10 protein-coding genes and 1 pseudogene are annotated in these 17,611 nt (G+C 70.6%); 5 read left to right on the forward strand and 6 right to left on the reverse strand.

The annotated features are described in order from the left end of the window. Positions 1 to 68 precede the first annotated feature (68 nt). From MXD95_RS02130 to MXD95_RS02140, 3 genes are all read left to right on the forward strand, one after another. On the forward strand, positions 69 to 1,301 hold the full coding sequence (locus MXD95_RS02130; RefSeq protein ID WP_250638773.1) for a thiolase family protein: 1,233 nt from the start codon (positions 69 to 71) through the stop codon (positions 1,299 to 1,301). Positions 1,302 to 1,388: 87 nt separating this feature from the next. Next, complete coding sequence (locus MXD95_RS02135; RefSeq protein WP_250638774.1) at positions 1,389 to 3,608, forward strand: 3-hydroxyacyl-CoA dehydrogenase NAD-binding domain-containing protein; 2,220 nt, start codon at positions 1,389 to 1,391, stop codon at positions 3,606 to 3,608. A 109-nt stretch (positions 3,609 to 3,717) separates the two neighbouring features. Next, positions 3,718 to 5,121: a ferredoxin reductase family protein gene (locus MXD95_RS02140; protein WP_250638775.1), complete on the forward strand. Its 1,404-nt coding sequence runs from the start codon at positions 3,718 to 3,720 to the stop codon at positions 5,119 to 5,121. 31 nt (positions 5,122 to 5,152) lie between these two features. Here MXD95_RS02140 and MXD95_RS02145 read toward each other — a convergent pair whose 3' ends face one another. Genes MXD95_RS02145 through MXD95_RS02155 form a run of 3 tightly spaced genes read right to left on the reverse strand, consistent with a single transcriptional unit; the run spans position 5,153 to position 8,115 of the window. Then, positions 5,153 to 6,097 carry a type II toxin-antitoxin system HipA family toxin gene (locus tag MXD95_RS02145; RefSeq protein WP_308301428.1) on the reverse strand — a complete coding sequence of 315 codons (945 nt, stop codon included), beginning with the start codon at positions 6,095 to 6,097 and terminating at the stop codon, positions 5,153 to 5,155. A gap of 30 nt (positions 6,098 to 6,127) precedes the next feature. Continuing rightward, on the reverse strand, positions 6,128 to 6,415 hold the full coding sequence (locus tag MXD95_RS02150; protein WP_285223485.1) for a HipA N-terminal domain-containing protein: 288 nt from the start codon (positions 6,413 to 6,415) through the stop codon (positions 6,128 to 6,130). Then, positions 6,412 to 8,115: a DUF262 domain-containing protein gene (locus tag MXD95_RS02155; RefSeq protein WP_250638777.1), complete on the reverse strand. Its 1,704-nt coding sequence runs from the start codon at positions 8,113 to 8,115 to the stop codon at positions 6,412 to 6,414. The genes MXD95_RS02150 and MXD95_RS02155 overlap by 4 nt, the downstream gene beginning before the upstream one ends. A 119-nt stretch (positions 8,116 to 8,234) precedes the next feature. Here MXD95_RS02155 and MXD95_RS02160 point away from each other — a divergent pair, with 119 nt between their 5' ends. Further along, on the forward strand, positions 8,235 to 8,840 hold the full coding sequence (locus tag MXD95_RS02160; protein WP_250638778.1) for a TetR/AcrR family transcriptional regulator: 606 nt from the start codon (positions 8,235 to 8,237) through the stop codon (positions 8,838 to 8,840). Positions 8,841 to 8,937: 97 nt separating this feature from the next. Beyond that, positions 8,938 to 10,392: pseudogene (locus tag MXD95_RS02165) on the forward strand (DHA2 family efflux MFS transporter permease subunit); the annotation flags it as partial. Between the two features lie 1,807 nt (positions 10,393 to 12,199). On the opposite strand, the gene MXD95_RS02170 reads toward MXD95_RS02165, so the two are convergent. The 3 genes from MXD95_RS02170 to MXD95_RS02180 all read right to left on the reverse strand — a co-directional run bounded on the left by MXD95_RS02170 (position 12,200) and on the right by MXD95_RS02180 (position 17,474). Then, a complete protein-coding gene (locus tag MXD95_RS02170; RefSeq protein WP_374121939.1) occupies positions 12,200 to 13,261 on the reverse strand; it encodes a lysylphosphatidylglycerol synthase transmembrane domain-containing protein in 1,062 nt (353 codons plus the stop codon). 511 nt (positions 13,262 to 13,772) lie between these two features. After that, positions 13,773 to 15,797, reverse strand: a complete 2,025-nt coding sequence (dxs, locus tag MXD95_RS02175) for a 1-deoxy-D-xylulose-5-phosphate synthase (RefSeq protein WP_250638779.1) — start codon at positions 15,795 to 15,797, stop codon at positions 13,773 to 13,775. Between the two features lie 309 nt (positions 15,798 to 16,106). Next, positions 16,107 to 17,474 (reverse strand): class I SAM-dependent RNA methyltransferase, encoded by a 1,368-nt coding sequence (locus MXD95_RS02180; RefSeq protein ID WP_250638780.1) that lies wholly within the window; start codon positions 17,472 to 17,474, stop codon positions 16,107 to 16,109. Positions 17,475 to 17,611 lie beyond the last annotated feature (137 nt).

The raw sequence follows: 17,611 nt of genomic DNA on the forward strand, positions 1-17,611 counted from the left end.
GGCCCGTCGCCTGGTCGGCGTCCTCGGCGAGCAGCCGGCGGTCGGGCGCCGTCGGCGGGGAGGCCAGAGTGTTCGGTTCAGCCCGCGGCCAGGTGCGTGACGTGGTCTTCGTCGACGGTGTTCGCACGCCGTTCGGCAAGGCCAAGGGCGTCTACGCCGAGACCAGAGCGGACGATCTGATCGTCCGGGTGATCCGGGAGCTGCTGCGGCGCAACCCGTCACTCCCGGCCGAACGGGTCGACGAGGTGGCGATCGCCGCCACCACCCAGATCGGCGACCAGGGCCTGACCATCGGCCGGACCGCCGCGATCCTCGCCGGACTCCCCGAGTCGGTGCCGGGTTACGCGATCGACCGGATGTGTGCCGGCGCCGTCACCGCGGTGACCACGACGGCATCCTCGATCGCCGTGGGCGCTTACGACGTGGCGATCGCCGGCGGCGTGGAGCACATGGGCCGCCACCCCATGGGCGAAGGCGCCGACATCAATCCCCGGTTCGTCTCCGAGCGTCTGGTCGACCCGTCCGCGCTGGTCATGGGCTCGACGGCGGAGAACCTGCACGATCGGTTCCCGGCGATCACCCGGGCCCGTGCCGACGCGTACGCGCTCGCCTCCCAGGAGAAGGTCGCCAAGGCCTACGCCAACGGGAAGATCCAGCCGGACCTGGTGCCCATGGCCGCGCGCCACGCCGAGACCGGGTGGGATCTCGTCACGGCCGACGAGCCGCCGCGGCCCTCGACCACGCTGGAGGGCCTCGCCGGGCTGCGTACGCCGTTCCGTCCGCACGGGCGGGTCACCGCCGGCAACGCCGCGGGCATCAACGACGGCGCGACCGGATGCGTGCTCGCCGCCGCGGAGGTCGCCGTCGAACTCGGCCTGCCGGCGAAGATGCACCTGGTCGGCTACGGCTTCACCGGCGTCGGCCCCGAGGTAATGGGCATCGGCCCGATCCCGTCCACCGAGCGGGCGCTGGCCCGTACCGGCCTCACGATCGACGACATCGGGCTGTTCGAGCTGAACGAGGCGTTCGCCGTGCAGGTGCTCGCCTTCCTCGACCATTTCGGCCTCGCCGACGACGATCCGAGGGTCAATCCGTACGGCGGGGCGATCGCGCTCGGCCATCCGCTGGCCTCCAGCGGTGTGCGGCTGATGACCCAGCTGGCTCGGCAGTTCGCCGAGCATCCCGAGGTGCGCTACGGCCTGACCGCGATGTGTGTGGGCCTCGGGATGGGCGCGACCACGATCTGGGAGAACCCCCACCACCCGGCCGTGGCCGGGGGCGCCGGGAGCGCCACGGGCTGAGCCCGCCGGGGCTCGGGAACAGGTCCCGGGCCGAACTCCCGCGAGGCGCGGGAGCCGCAGCAACCGCGAGCCTTCAGGAGAGGCGACATGAGCGACCGCAATGTCACTAACGGCGGGGTCACTAACGGCGGGGTGAGCCTCGAGTACCCGGACGAGGTCGTCACCGCGGCCCATGTCCGCTATGTGACCCTGCCCGGGGTGGCCGGCCCGGTCGCCCTCGTCACCCTCGACAATGGCCACGACCACACCCGGCCGAACACGTTCGGCCCGGCGGGGCTGCGCCAGATCCTCGCCGCGGTCGACGAGATCGAGGCGCACGAGCCCCCGGTGGCCGCGATCGCGGTGACCGGCAAGCCGTTCATCTTCGCCGTGGGCGCGGACCTGGAGTTCCGCTCGTCGATCCCCGACGCCGCCCAGGTCCGGCCCGCGCTCGAGGCGCTGGGCCGGCTCGGCCACGACGCGTTCGCCCGGCTGGGCTCAGGACGCCTCGGTGACCGGCGGGTGCCGACGTTCGCGCTGGTCAACGGCGCGGTGCTGGGCGGCGGGCTGGAGCTCGCGCTGCACTGCGACTACCGCGCGCTGTCCTCCGGCATCCCGATGCTTGCCTTCCCGGAGGTGTTTCTCGGCCTCGTCCCCGCCTGGGGCGGTACCCAGCTGCTGCCGAACCTGATCGGTCCGGCGCGGGCGATCCGGGTCATCCTCGACAACGCGCTGAGCCAGAACCGCATGCTGACCGGGCCGAAGGCGTTCGAGCTCGGCATCGGGGACGTGCTGCTGGATCCAGCCGACTTCCTGGAGGAGGGGCTGGCCTGGGTCGGCCGGGTGCTGCGCGGCGAGACCGACCCGGCGTCCTCGCGGGCACCGATCGAGCGCGGTACCGCCTGGTCGGATGCCGTCGCCGCCGGCCGGGAGCTCGCCGATGGCCGGCTCAATGGCGCGGCCCCCGCCGCCTACCGTGCGCTGGACCTGCTCGCCCTCGCCGAGACCGCCGAGCGGGCAGTCGGCTTCGAGGCGGAGATCCAGGCACTCGCCGACCTGTCCGTCTCCGACGAGCTGGTCGCCAGCCTCTACGCGTTCGACCTGGTGCAGAAGCGGGCGCGCCGCCCGGTGGGCGGGCCCGATCCGTCGCTCGCCCGGTCGGTGACGAAGGTCGGCGTGGTCGGGGCCGGTCTCATGGCCAGCCAGCTCGCCCTCGTCTTCGCGCACCGCCTCGAGGTTCCGGTCGTGCTCACGGACCTCGACCAGTCCCGCCTCGACGCGGGCGTCGCCGCTGTCCACAGGGAGATCGACAGCCTGCTGCTGCGCCGCCGCATCTCCCCCGACCAGGCGAACCGTTACAAGGCGAACGTCACCGGCTCATTGACCAAGGATGCCTTCGCCGACGCGGACCTCGTCATCGAGGCGGTCTTCGAGGACCTGGCCGTCAAGCAGGCGGTGTTCACCGAGATCGAGGCGGTCGTCTCTCCCGAGGCGGTGCTGCTCACCAACACCTCGGCCCTGTCGGTCACCGAGATGGCCGCGGGACTCACCCACCCGGAGCGAGTCGCCGGCCTGCACTTCTTCAATCCGGTGGCGGTGCTGCCCCTCGTCGAGGTGGTCCGTGCGGCACGCACCGACGACGCGACGGTCGCCACCACCCTGGCCGTGGCGAAGAACCTGAAGAAGAACGCCGTGCTCGTCGCGGACCAGCCCGCGTTCGTGGTGAACCGGCTGCTGACCCGGTTCCTCGGCGAGGTGCTGGCCGCCGCGGAGCTTGGCACCCCGCTCGAGGAGGTCGACCACGCCCTCGACCCGCTGGGCCTGCCGATGTCCCCGTTGACCCTGCTCACCCTGGTCGGGCCGCCGGTCGCGCTGCATGTCGCCGAGACGCTGCACGCAGCCTTCCCCGACCGGTTCCGCCCGCCGACGAGCCTCGCCCGGATGGTCGAGGCGGGCAAGGGCTCCGTCTACACCACCGCCCCCGACGGCAGCCAGATCGTCGATCCCGAGGCCGCCACGGTGCTGCGGGCCGCCGTGGCCTCGTCCGCTGGCGCCGCCGACGCCAACGGCACCGCGGGTGCGGCGGCACCGCCGAGTGCGGACGAGGTGCGCGAGGCGGCCCTGCGGGCGCTCGCCGAGGAGATCCATCTGATGCTCGCGGAAAAGGTCGTCGCCGAGGCGCCCGACATCGATCTGTGCATGGTCCTCGGCGCCGGCTGGCCGTTCCATCTCGGTGGTATCACCCCCTATCTGGACCGCACCGGCATCAGCGAGGCCGTGACCGCCGAGCGCTTCACCCCACCGGGAGTCGCCACGCTCCCAGTCTGAGCTGGGCTGGCCCGGTCTGACCCCGCGAGGCTGAACGTCACCTTGACCGGGCGACGACGCCGGCCAGCCCGGATCCGCCCCGCCGCGAGTCGCGGGTTAGGTTGGGGAAATGCCGACCGTCCGGGCGACTCGTCCGTCGGCGGTCGTCCTCGGCGCACTCACCACCGGCGCATTGGCTCTCACTCTGTGGTGGGGGATCCGGGTCTGGCAGCATCCCCCACCCGGCCCCGCCGACTGGCGTGACCCCGCCGCCCGGCTGTGTGGGCTGATCGCGGGCTATCTGGGGGCCGCGCAGGTGTGGCTCGCGGCCCGGGTGCCGTGGTTCGAGCACACGGTGCCGATGCGCGACGCGCGGCGGATCCACATCGGGTGCGGCCTGGCGTTCCTGGCCCTGACCGGGGCGCACGCGGCGCTGGCGGTCGCGGCCAAGGCGGCGACGGTCCGGACGCCGTTCACCACGGCGATGATCGGCGTGACCGTGGATCTGCCGTACCTGTGGCTGGCGGTGCTCGGACTGCTGCTGGTTCTGGTGGCCGCGATCAGCTCGGTGCCGGCGGTGCGCCGATCGATGTCGTACGGCTGGTGGCACCTGCAGCACCTGCTCGTCTACCCCGCCATCGCGGTCAGCTTCGCCCACCAGCTGTACGGCCCCGACCTGATGTCCACCGCCGCCCGATTCCTGTGGACGCTGCTGCATCTGACGGCGCTCGGCGCCGTGCTCTGGTATCGGGTTCTCGGCCCGGCGCGGCTGACACTGCGCCACCAGTTCACCGTGGCCGCCATCGAGCCGGAGGGCCCGGGAGTCGTGTCGATCGTGGTGACCGGGCATGACCTGGACGCCGTGGGCGCGCGTCCCGGGCAGTATTTCCGGCTGCGAACCCTGGACTGGCCAATGTGGTGGCATTCGCACCCGTTCTCGCTGTCCGCCGCGCCGCGGCCCGACCGGCTGCGGTTCACCGTCAAGGCCGTCGGCGACTACAGCGACGCGATGACAGGTCTTACTCCGGGCCGCTGGTTACTGGTCTCCGGCCCCTACGGCGCCCTGACCGGGCAAGCCCGTCGGCGCCAGCGGGTGCTGCTCATCGGCGGCGGCATCGGCATCGCGCCCCTGCGGGCGCTGGTGGAGGACCTGGACGGCAAACCCGCGGAGATCACCCTGCTCTACCGGACCGAACGTCCCGACCAGGCCGTCTTTCGCGCCGAACTGGATGAACTCGCTGAGGAGCGCGGCATCGTCGTGCACTACCTGTCCGGCCCCGCACCGATCGTCAGCCACCCCGGCCGGAACCGCCGCGACGACGCGGCCCACCTGAACGACCGGCATCCACGGGACAGCCGGATCTACCGGGACGACCCCCTCAGTCGGCAACGTCTGGTGACGCTCGTCCCCGATCTCGTCGACCACGACGCCTACGTCTGCGGACCACCCGGCATGGTGGCTGCCACCATCCGCTCGTTGCGCGCCGCGGGCCTCGACCCCCGCCACATCCACGCCGAGACCTCGGCCCTCTGAGTGGCAGATCGAGACCGCAGAACGAAATCCTTCAGCCAGAAACATCCAGCCGTGGCGCGATGGAATGAATCCAGTCGTCAATGTCGGTTGCGAGGCCCGGGCTGTCAGCGAGCGAGCTCCGGTGCTGCTCCCAGGCCGCCGGGACTCGCGCACGGATGTCGACAGCGATCGCCTGCAGGCCGGCGCCGGTCGGCCCGAACCGCCGGCTCAGCCTGTCCTCAAGCTGCCCAAAGGACGACAGCCGGACCTTCTCAAACCGCTTGTTCCCGCCAAGCTTCAGACCGAGATCGTCCATATGCCCGCCCTGACGTCCATAGGTGACAGTGGACACGAGGTCGTAGGCAGGCGACAGGGTCGGATGCCTACGGTCACGGTAGATGAGCGACCAGTTCTTCAGATGCGCATCACCGTTGCCGATGATCACATTGAAAGCCAGCCGACGTACCATCTCTCGCAAGGCCGCCAGGTTGTGACCGCGGTAGGAGAGCGCAGCCACCGTCTCGAATGTCCCCTCATACTTGGCGTCTGGATACTTATCGCGCACCTGCGCGAAGTCCTCAATGTGTACGGGTGTCCGGGCCGGGTCGTTTCCACGGTCGAACCTACGGACGGCGTACGCCCACTCCTCGGAGTTCGGCCACATGCGATCCGGCAACCCGACAAGCTCGTCGCGATGCACGAGGCGGACGTCAGGAACCTCGATCCCGACCTCGCGGGCCATGGACATCATGACAAACTCGTTCCGAGGCACCTGGGCGAACCGCTGGTCGGGAAACTTCACCAACCAGTCACCGTTCTCAGCGGCGGCCGGCACGGTGAGTCGATCGCCCTTGGCCAGCATCGAGAACTTCAACGCCACCCCGGCCAGCGAAAACCTCCACGGCGACACGCCAGAGTCAACGTCGCGGCGAGTCGAGAAAGGACCCGATTTCACGGACCACTCGTCGACGGCACCGCCGCCAGGGTCAGGTAGCACTGTTACCGCACCCGGAAGATCGTGGCCGACTTACGCGAGAAGCTCCATCTCGCGTTCGACTGCCACCCCCCGGTCCGCGGCGATCCAGTCCCGGAGTGGTCCTTCCGGCAGGAGATTGGAGAACCAGCGAGGCAGACGTAGCGCGGACGAGTAGGAGCCGGCAAGATTCTCCTCGAATCGAAGACCAAGCACGGGACGTAGATCGTCCGCAAGATAACTCTCGACAAAAGAGAAGACAGTATGGTCACCTCGTTGCCGCAGCATCCCAACGCGACTACCGTGCAGCAGGACAGCGTAGCGATGTTCGGACGGTATCATTCGTCCAGATCCGCCAGCTCGCCAGCATCATCAAGATCAAAAGAGTCGATTGGCGCAGTATCCTCGAACTCCCACTCGGTCATTCGAGCCAGAAAACTCCTGAGATCATCCTCGATAATCTTCTGACGCATGTCAAGAAACTCGTGCCGCCTACCCTCATTGAACAATAGAATCAGGTCCAGACTCAGAGAGTAGAAACGGAGCAGTTCGGGGTCCCGGGCGTCCGCAAAGAGCGAGGTCTGCGTGGCCTCCTCCAGAACGGATTCGCCAGATTCCTCCGCGCGGGGAACAAACAACCGGTTCGCCGCCCAGAGACGCTTCTCGACAGGCACCTGACCCCGGTAGATCCGATGCACGACAGCGCCCGCCGTCGACTCGTTGACCAACGCCGCCGACAGATCCTCGATGCCGAGCCGTTCGCCTGTGTCAATTGACCGAGGACCCAGCGACCACCACGAGCACAGAATCATCTTGCCAACAGCCTCATTTGTGCGAAAACGCCGCGCGCTGGGTACATCTCGAACGGACTGGTCCATCGAGCGAAGAAGTTCCTGAACGGACCCGTGCTCGTCATGGGGACGGACGAGACCGCACAGAATCCTGCTCATCTGGGTGAAGCTTCCCTTGAACACCGTAGGACCGCCGACCGCCGCACGCCAGTAAAATCGACGCAGCAGCCGACGGTTCTGACGGTCCGGCTCGGGGAAATGAGCAAAAAACCGAGCCAGCGCGACGAGAATAGCTTTGTAGGTCAGCAACGAAAGATGGGGGACCCCAGCATCCTCCTGCAGGAAAGAGACCGCCCGGACAAGCGCCCGTTCTCCCTCCGAGTAGGCGGCCTCCTGCGACTCGTCAGGAAACTCGGGTGCTGCCCGCCGATTCTCCACAGAAAACTCGCCACGAATGTCTCGCATTGGATTCGGGCCGCGGCGGGCCAGAATAGAATGCAACACAGTGTCCTGATCGATCTGGCCAAACCTGGTTCGCGCCTCGATGCGTTCGGAAATTCGCGACAGCGTCAGCCTCTCCGCCGCACCTTCTTCCGGCCCCGCAAAGAGTGCCGAAAACACCTCGGCGCGACTGAGCCGTTTGCCGAAATTATTCATCCGATCAAAAATATCCGTCAGTACGGCGCGATCATCCTGTTTGACCAAATATGCCGGGATTCGGTACTGGCGTATCGCCTTGGCAACTCGCTGCGCCTCGGGAAGATACTCACGGACCCCGGGTCCGGCGGCCCCGAAATAATCAAGAAGAGATGCCAGATCGTAGAGGATCGGCAGAGCAACCTCGTGCGGCTGTGGAATTCGAGGTCGGTTGATGAACTCGCGGTCCCGGAGATCGTAGTAGATGGCGAAGGGAGTGTGCGAGTTTCCCTGCGGATGCAGGGCATTGGCGATGCTCGTCACTCTCTGCTGACCATCAACCACCCATAGAACGCTTTCGCCGGCCGGTGCCGTGATCTCAATCTCACCAAGCGTGACCAGGGCCGCGTCCGAACGACGCACCCAGAGCAGCAGGCTGCCGATCGGGTAGCCCCGCACGATACTGTCGAACAGTCTCAATACGTCACCACGCCCCCAGCGGAAGTCGCGCTGGAAGTGCGGAACCCGGATCCCCCCGGACCAGGCCTGCGTCACGAGATCGTCCAGCTCGTAGGTCGTCGCGGTGGGCGCGGTATCCAGTCCGACCTTCGGCATGGCGAGATCCTTCCCGAGCACGGGTCGCTCGACGATCTTACCGGCACCGCCGAACGCGGCGGCGCGACCCGCCCAGAGACTCCTTGACGAAGGTAGTGAGTCACCACTACCTTGTGGGAATGGCCACGAGGACGGATGGCGGCGGGACGCGGATGAGTGCCGAGCAGCGGCGGTCGAGCGTGCTGACCGCCGCGGTCGAGGAGTTCGCGCACGGCGGGCTGACCGGCACGTCCACCGAGGCGATCGCCGCGCGGGCCGGTATCTCCCAGCCCTATCTGTTCCGCCTGTTCCCGACGAAGAAGGCCCTGTTCATCGCCGTCGTCGAGAGCGCCTTCCAGCGCACCGCCGCCCACTTCGAGCGGGCCGCGGGCGCGCTGACCGGCGAGGCCGCGCTGAACGCCATGAAGGAGTCCTACTCGGAGCTCCTGACCGACCGCACCTACCTGCTCACCCAGCTGCACGCCTACGCCGGCTGCTACGACCCGGACGTGCGGCTCGCGACCCGCGACGGGTTCCACCGCCTGTGGACGACGGTCGAGCGGGTCACCGGACTGCCCGAAGAGGAACTGCGACAGTTCTTCGCCCACGGCATGCTGCTCAACGTCAGCGTCGCGATGGATCTGGCCGCCATCGACGACCACTGGGCACAGCTCATCTGCACCCCGGCCTTCACCGCCGCCGCTCCCGTCATCGAGCCGCCCGCCGGCAGGCCGACCACCGACTGACGCGCACCGATCAACCACCGCCTCCATCCCTGCCCACCGAAGGCAGTGGTCACTCACTACCTTCGAAGCTAGTGAGCAGTCACAAGCCAACATCCCGATGAGCATTCCGAAGACGACGCGCATTCCGAAGACAGAGAGGAGGACGGTCGTGAGCCGACGCCCCAGCACCGCCTGGACCCTGGTCGTGACCTCCCTGGCCGCTTTCATGGTGTCCCTGGACAACCTGGTAGTCACCACGGCGCTGCCCCAGATCCGCGCGGATCTCGGTGCCGGCCTGGAAGGCCTGGAATGGACGGTCAACGCCTACACCCTGCCGTTCGCGGTCCTGCTGCTCACCGGCGCGGCACTCGGTGACCGACTGGGACGGCGCCGGGTGTTCCTCGGCGGCCTGACCGTGTTCACCATCGGCAGCGCCGCCGCAGCGCTCGCTCCATCCATCGGCGCGCTCATCGCCGCGCGTGCGGTGCAGGGCATCGGCGCCGCGTTCGTGCTGCCGCTGACCCTCACCCTGCTCGCCGCGGCCGTCCCGCCCGAGCGCCGCGGCGCCGCCCTCGGCATCTGGGGCGCGATGACCGGGCTCGCCGTCGCCGTCGGACCGCTCATCGGCGGCGCCGTCACCGAGGGTGCCAGCTGGCAGTGGATCTTCTGGGTGAACGTGCCGGTCGGACTGGTGGCGCTGCCGATCGGGATGCGTGCCCTGGCCGAGTCGCGGGTCGGCTCGTCCCGCCTCGACCTCACCGGCGTGACGCTGGTGAGCGCGGGCCTGTTCGGCGTCGTCTTCGGGCTCGTCCGCGGGGAAAGCCACGGCTGGACGAGTACGTCGGTGCTGGCCGCGCTGATCGCCGGTGCGCTCGGTGTGGCGGTGTTCGTCGCCTGGGAGCTGCGGATCGAACGTCGCGGCGGTGCCCCGATGCTGCCGATAGGCCTGTTCCGTATTCGCGGGTTCGCCTCGGTCAACGCCACCGCGTTGCTGTTCTCGATGGGGATGTTCGGCTCGATCTTCCTGCTCGCGCAGTCCCTGCAGAACGTCTACGGCTACTCCCCCCTGGAGGCCGGCATCCGCACTCTGCCGTGGACGGCGATGCCGCTGCTCATCGCCCCGCTGGCCGGGCCCGTCTCCGACCGCATCGGCGGCCGTCCGCTGCTGCTCGCCGGTCTCGCGCTGAACGCGATCGGCCTGGCCTGGATGGGCTTGATCCTGACCGTCCAGCTGTCCTACGTCGCGCTCGTCGGACCGTTCGTGGTCTCCGGCGCGGGCATGGCGCTGTTCTTCGTGCCGATCGCGACGGTCGCGCTCGGCGTGGTGCCCGAGCGGTACCAGGGGCTCGCGTCCGGTACGAACAACGCCCTGCGTGAGCTCGGCGGCGTGCTCGGTATCGCCATCCTGTCCTCGGTGTTCGCCGCCCGCGGCGGGTACGAGACGCCGGCCCGTTTCATCGACGGCACCCGGCCCGCGGTCCTGCTCGGCGCGGTCGCCGTCGCGATGGCCCTGCTCGCCGCGGTGGCCCTCCCCCGCCGGAGCGCCCAGGCGGCCCCGGCCACCGACAGCGCCCCGCCCGCGACCCAGGTCCCGAGTCCGGCCGCCGATGGCACCTCTGCGGCTGCCATCGGCGCGTTGCGCGACGCCGCCCGCGACGACGGCTCGGCCACCGGTCGACGTCGCTCGGTCGACCGGCGTGGGCGCGCCTGCTGCCGGCTGACCCCGCACCGCCCGAAGCGCCCTGATGCGGTTCCTTTCGTGTCGAAGGCCAGTTGCGGATCCAGTCCCGGGTCCTGCACCGGCCTTCGGCACGATGGCGTGCGTGCGTTCGTCCGGTCCCACGGCCACGGCCATCGGGCTTCTCCTGACGGCGCCCGTCAGGCCCGCGCGGCTCAGGCCGTGGGGTCAGGCCGTGGGGTCAGGCCGCGTGCACCGGCGTGTCGCTGTCGCCCAGGCCGCCGGAACCAGCGCCCGAGCCCCCGCCGCCCAGTCCGCCGCCGGAACCGGGCGGCGACCCGCCCGCCCCGCCGGAGAACGGCGCCCCGAGCGTCAGCAGGCAATAGCCTCCGGACTCCTTGTGCACGTCGTACGACTCGCGGCTGGCGCTCCCACCACTGCGCTGGACGTCGACCTGGACCTCGCGCACCGTCGCACCCGACGTGGGATGAACGGTCCGCACACCGCGCACGGCGTAGGACACGACCGAACCGCGGATGCCGTCGAACGCCCGCATGATGATGCCGTACTCGCTTTGGGAGCGGGTCCCGCGGACCGAGCCGCACAGGCGGCCGTAGGCGGCGTCGTAGCGGGCGGCCCGCACATCGGCGAGGTAGGAGCGGACCGCGTTCGACGGGCCGTTGTCAGACCCGCTGGCGACGAGAACGCCAACGGCGCCCGCGCCCAGAGCAAGCGCGAGGACGATCGCCAGCGGGACGATCCACCGCGTGGGACGGCGCCGCGGCGGCGCCCCACCCGGCCCGATCGGAGCGCCCCACGCGCCTGCGGGCGGCGGCCCGCCCGGACCAGCCGGACCTGCGGCATGGACGGGTCGCCCATAGCCCGGGGCTCCACCGAACGCGGCCGGCACCCCATAACCAGGCGAGCCGCCCTGGCCGGACGAGCCCCCGTAGCCAGGCGGACCACCGTGGCCGGAGGGCCCACCGTAGCCCGAGGACCAGGCCGACAGGTGCGAGGAGGCGGGCCCTGGGAACCCAGGCCCACGCGGCACTCCCGGCCCCGCGGGAACCCCCACCGACGCCGGGCGGTCCCGCGGGCCGGGACCGCCCGGCGTCGCGGGATGACCGGGAGCGGGGAAGCCGACCGGCGGGGATCCACGGAACGCCGCAGGCGCACCCGCCGGTGAGGCGAGGCCCGCCGCAGCCGAGGGTCGGGGAACGGCCGGCGCAGCGGGCGGCCCCGGGGCATCCCCCGCCGGCCTGCCCGGGCCGTCCGGCCGAAACGCCGAGGCCGGGGGAACGGGACGCTGGGCCAGCGGCGACGCAACCCGGTCCGCGGGCTCGGCACGCAGCGTCTCGTCGGCGGGAGAAAGCGGGGAAGGGGGCAGGCCCCACGCGGGCGCGGGCGGGACGTCCACGCCCCGCGCACGCTCGCCGGACGGGTTCTCGTTGCCCTGCCCGTTCATCTGACTCCCTCGCGCCACGACCCACCCGGCGGATGCCGAACCGGACGTCAACCGCCGATGGTGGCATTATCCTGCCCCGATCCGCGCGGATCGGGCAGCCCGGATCAGACATCCGACTGGCGGCAGACTTCTCGGGGGGCGCCGCAGACCGGATCGCCGGTTTTTCCTCCCCGACGCCGATGCCCTCGGCGCAACTCCCGCCCCGCGGATCGGCACGGCAGGGCAGTGACCCGAAGCTCATCGACGCCTGACGGTACCCGCGTCCGTGTCGATGTTCCGGGCGGCTGTGTCCGCCCCGGCATCCACCGGACCAGCCTGGACGGCGGCAACCTCGACACGGCCACTTCCCCGCTGACGCAACGCCACGCCGGCCGCCGCCCAGACCAGGTCGGCGACGGTCGCCAGCAGCCGCGCGACCAGCGCGACCAGCGTCGCCGGGCCGCTGGCGATCGCGGGCGCGAGGGCGAGCACGAGGACGGCCTCCCGCACTCCCGCCCCGGCCGGCAGCACCAGAACCAGGAAGCCGGCGGTCCAGGCCAGCGCATAGGCACCGACCGAGAGTGTGATCAGCCGCGCGCCGCCGACCTGTGGATCGAGATCACGTACCAGCAGCCAGGTCGCCAGGCCGTACCAGCAGAAACTGAGCAGCAGCCAGCCGGCGCCGGCCGCGATCGGACGAAGTGTCAACGGCGTGTCGAGCCCCGGTCGGCGCAGCACCCGGAACGCGAGCGAGAGCAGCCGGGACAGCACGGGTGGGAACAGCAGCACGGCGAACACCGGCACGCACACCAGCGCCCACCAGTAGCTCGCCAGTGCGTGCGCGGAGACGAACGGCAGCGTGACCGCCGCGGCGAGTCCGCCGCTGGGCACGGCCAGGGCAAGCACGACCAGGCTCGCCGACGCGGCCTTCGGTCGGGAGATCCCGTAGTCGCGGGACAGCTCCATCTGCGCCAGTACCGGCCACACGCTGCCCGGGATGTACTTGCCGATCTGCCCGACGAAGAAGATTCGCACCGCCGCCCGCAACGGTAGCTTCGCGCCGAGCCCGGCCAGCAGCGCCCGCCAGGACAGCACCGTGGTGCCGACGGCCAGCACCGTGAGCACCCCGGACGACCCGACACCACCGACCGTGAGCTGGGAGAACGAGTCGCGCACGTCCTTCCACTGGTCGGCCAGCGCGAGCGCGAGCAACCCGAGGGCCACGACCAGCGCCCCCCGCGTCAGCCACCACCGCAGATCACGTCGACCCGACCGCGACGCCGATGCCGCCGACGGATCCGGAACGGTATCCGGCGTCAAGGCCCGGCCCACGGCGGTGCCTGATACCGAGGACGCGGCAGGAGCCGGCAACGCCTGACCCGAAGGCGCCTGGCCCGAAGGCGGCGGACCCGACGAGACCGACGCCCGTCCGCGTGTGCCGGGTGCGGAATGCTGACCCACCAGAACAGCCTAGGCCGGCACGCATCACCTGGCCGCAGCGAGGCCGCCACCGGCACGGCACATCGGCGGGAGAACACCGTGCGTGACGGCGAAACCGGGCCCCGCGGCGGGGCAAGATCCAAAAAGGTCGCCGTGGGCGGGTTCATGCCCGATATGCCCCCCACGACGACCCGTGTAGCCGGATCTTGCCCGAGCGGTCGCTACAGACAGCAATGGCCAGAAGCGGATGCCAGCCAGCCGCCGGAGAGAGGCGGCTGGCTGGCACCTGGTGCACGGGCCATCCACTGATCGGGACGGAGGGTCCGCACCGGCCGATGATCTCTGGTCGGCTCAGCGCCGATCGGCTCGGCGGGCTGGTCAGCGGGCTGGGTCAGCGCTGGTCGGCGACCTGCTGACCGGCCGACTGACTGCCGGTGCGCTGGGAGCCCGGGGCCTTCGCCTTGGCCTGCGACACCGACGCCACCGCGGATGACTCCGCGGTGGCGATGGCCGACGGGTCGTCGTCCAGGATGGCCTGCCGCCTGGCGATGGCCTCGACGACCTTGCGGGCGAGGTCCTGTGGGGCAAGGCCGACTTCGGCCAGGATCTCGTTGCGCTTGCCGTGGTCGAGGAAGCGCTGGGCGATGCCGAAGTCGCGCAGCGGCACGTCCACGTCGCTGTCGCGCAGCAACTGCGCCAGCGACGAACCGACCCCGCCGACCCGGCCGTTGTCCTCGATGGTGACGACGAGGTCGTGGTCACGGGCGAGGCCGACGAGGGCGGTCGGCAGCGGCTTGACCCAGCGCGGGTCGACCACGGTGATGCCGATGCCCTGGCTCGCGACCAGGTGGGCCACCTCCAGCGAGGTGGCCGCCATCGCGCCGACCGCGACGAGCAGCACCTCGCGGTGCCGCGCCACAGCGGGCGAGCGGAACAGCACGTCGACGCCACCGACGGTGTCGATGGCGGGGACGTCGGCGGCGACCGTGCCCTTGGGGAAGCGCACCACGGTGGGCTTGTCCATGGTCTCGACGGCCTCGCGCAGCTCGGCGCGCAGCGTCGGCGCGTCCCGCGGGGCGGCGATGGCGAGGCCGGGGACGACCTGGAGGAACGACATGTCCCACATACCGTTGTGGGACGCGCCGTCCTCGCCGGTGACCCCAGCGCGGTCGAGCACGAACGTCACCGGCTGGCGGTGCAGCGCGACGTCCATCAGGACCTGGTCGAAGGCCCGGTTGAGGAACGTCGCGTACAGGCAGACGACGGGCTTGAGGCCGCCGAGCGCGAGGCCCGCGGCGGAGGTGACCGCGTGCTGCTCGGCGATGCCGACGTCGAAGACCCGGTCCGGGTAGGCCTTGGCGAACGGGCTGAGGCCGACCGGCGCCAGCATCGCCGCGGTCAGGGTGACCACGTCGGGCCGCTCGGCACCGATCTGGACGATCTCGTCGGAGAAGACCTTCGTCCAGCTGGTGGTCTTCGCGGTGGAGACCGGCTTGCCGGTGGCCGGGTCGATGACGCCGACGCCGTGGAAGTTGTCGGCCTGGTCCTGCTCGGCCGGCGGGTAGCCGAAGCCCTTGCGGGTCACGCAGTGGACGATGACCGGGCCGCCGAAGTCCCGGGCCCGGCGCAGGGCGGACTCGACGGCGGCGGTGTCGTGCCCGTCGACCGGTCCGACGTACTTCAGGCCGAGGTCCTCGAACATTCCCTGCGGCTGGACGACGTCCTTGATGCCCTTCTTGATGCCGTGCAGCGCGTCGAACAGCGGCGCGCCGACCAGCGGCGTGCGGCCGAGGACCTGCTTGACGACGTCGAGGACCTGCTCGTACTCGGGCGCGAGGCGCAGCGCGGCGAGATGGTCGGCGAGGCCACCGATCGTCGGCGCGTACGAACGGCCGTTGTCGTTGACCACCACGACGACCGGACGGTCACCGGCGGCGATGTTGTTCAGCGCCTCCCAGCACATACCGCCGGTCAGCGCGCCGTCGCCGACGACGGCGACGACCGCGCGGTCCTCGCCGCGCAGGGCGTAGGCGCGGGACAGCCCGTCGGCGTACGACAGGGCCGTCGAGGCGTGCGAGTTCTCGATGATGTCGTGCTCGGACTCGGCCTGGCTCGGGTAACCGGACAGGCCGCCCTTCTGACGCAGGTTGTCGAACTCGTCGACCCGACCGGTGAGCATCTTGTGGACGTAGGACTGATGTCCGGTGTCCCACAGGATCCGGTCGAACGGCGAGTCGAACACTCGGTGGATCGCCAGCGTCAGCTCGACGGCCCCGAGGTTGGGGCCGAGGTGGCCCCCGGTACGCGCAACGGCGTGGATGAGGAAATCACGGATCTCGGCCGCCAGGGTGCCGAGCTCCTCATGGTCGAGGCGCTTGACGTCCTGGGGACAGCTGATCGTGGACAGAAGCGACACGGCGGGAACTCCCTCTCCCGAAAGGGGATCGGTCCGGGTCCGGCAAAGTCTACGCAGGTCAGCTGGGGCCTCGCAGACACCCAGACGACATGTGAGTTCCTCGCGGAACGCAGGGTAATAGGCGGTGGCGGGGTAGTATCAGCAACCCCGAGTGCCCACTGCTGGTCCGGATTCGGCCACGCAGGCGAGTGTTGCGCCCCGGTGTGGCGCGCGGCGACACGTCGAGACACGGTCCGGCCACACAGAAGGTCGACAGCGCGTCGACAACCCGCCGACCAACACCTTCCGTGCGCCATTCGGCACGCAGGGTTATCTGACCCTGGGTGCAAGAATCGCGACGCACTCGACGTGATGCGTCATCGGGAACAGGTCGAACGCACGCAGCGAAGTCATCTCATAACCACAGGCCTGGGCGGTGGCGAGATCCCGTCCCAGGGCCACCGGGTCGCATGCGACGTACGCGACGGCACGCGGGTGGTGCCCCAACAGGGCACCCACCACCTCCGCACCGGCACCGGCACGCGGGGGGTCCAGCACGGCACAGTCGACCCGCCCGGCCGAGGGCCCCGTGCCGAGAACGCCCCGCACGGACGCGGGCGTCACCCGCACCGGGCGCAGGGAAACCTGCGGCAGGTCGGCGAGGTTGCCCGCCGCCGCCGCCACCGCCGCCGCGTCCGACTCCATCGCGACGACCCGCCCGGACGCTCCCACCTGGTCGGCGAGGAAAGCGGCGAACAGTCCGGCCCCTGCGTACAGGTCGAGCGCGGTCTCCCCCGCCTGCGGCCGCAGCCCGGCCAGAACCGCCTCGACCAGCACTTCCGGTGCGCCCGGATGCACCTGCCAGAACACCCCCGGTCCGACGGTGAAGCGCCGCCGCCGCACCACCTCGACCACCTGACCGGCCTCGACCACCTCGGCCGCCTCGCCGGCCTCGGCCATCTGGCGGGCACGGCCGGGCGCCCCGGACGCCCTCGCGGCGGGATCCCCGTCGGCGTGGACCGCGACCGCCACCTCACCCGAGGCGGGGCTCGCGGCGACCTCGACCACGACACCACCGGGGAAACTCCGTCCGGCAAGCGCCCCGGTCACCAACGGATGCGCGATGCGGCAGTCCGGGGTGGCCAACACCGCTCGGGAGCGGCTGCGCCGCAGACCGGCCTGACCGTTGGCGGTGACGGCGAAGCGCATCCGGGTCCGCCAGCCATGTCCGTCGGGCTGCGTACCTTCAAGCTCAGCACCTTCAGGCCCAACACCTTGAAGCCCAGCACCCTGAAGCTCAGCACCCTGAAGCTCAGCACCATCAGGCCGGCCAGCAGCCGCGACCGACACTGCTTCGACGACGACCGGGCCCGGGTCGGCCAGGCCACCGAAGCGGCGCAGCGCCTCGACGACGACCTCGGCCTTGCCCCGTCGCTGTGCCTCCAGGGAGGCATGCTGCCAGTCGCAGCCGCCGCAGGCGCCGGGACCGGCGTGTGGGCAGGGTGGCACGACCCGGTCCGGGGACGGCTCGAGGATCTCCACGGCGTCCGCCCGCCAGTAACGGTCATGGGCGTCGTCGGTGATCTGAGCCCGCACCCGCTCGCCGGGCAGCGCATGCCGGACGAAGATCACCCGACCGGAGTCCCGCGCGACGCAGAACCCGCCGTGCGCGATCCGGCCCACCACCAGTTCCCGCACCGTCCCGACCGCGCCGGGAGGAGCCGATGCCGGCGTCGTGGCCGGCGCCGGCCGGCGGGCCGGTGTCGCCCCCTGCGCTGACGTCGCCCCCTGCGCTGACGTCGACGCCGGGGCTGGCGTTGCCGCCCGAGTTGGCT

It is taken from the genome of Frankia sp. AiPa1 (assembly GCF_023243075.1).
In the GTDB taxonomy this organism is placed as follows: Bacteria; Actinomycetota; Actinomycetes; order Frankiales; family Frankiaceae; genus Frankia.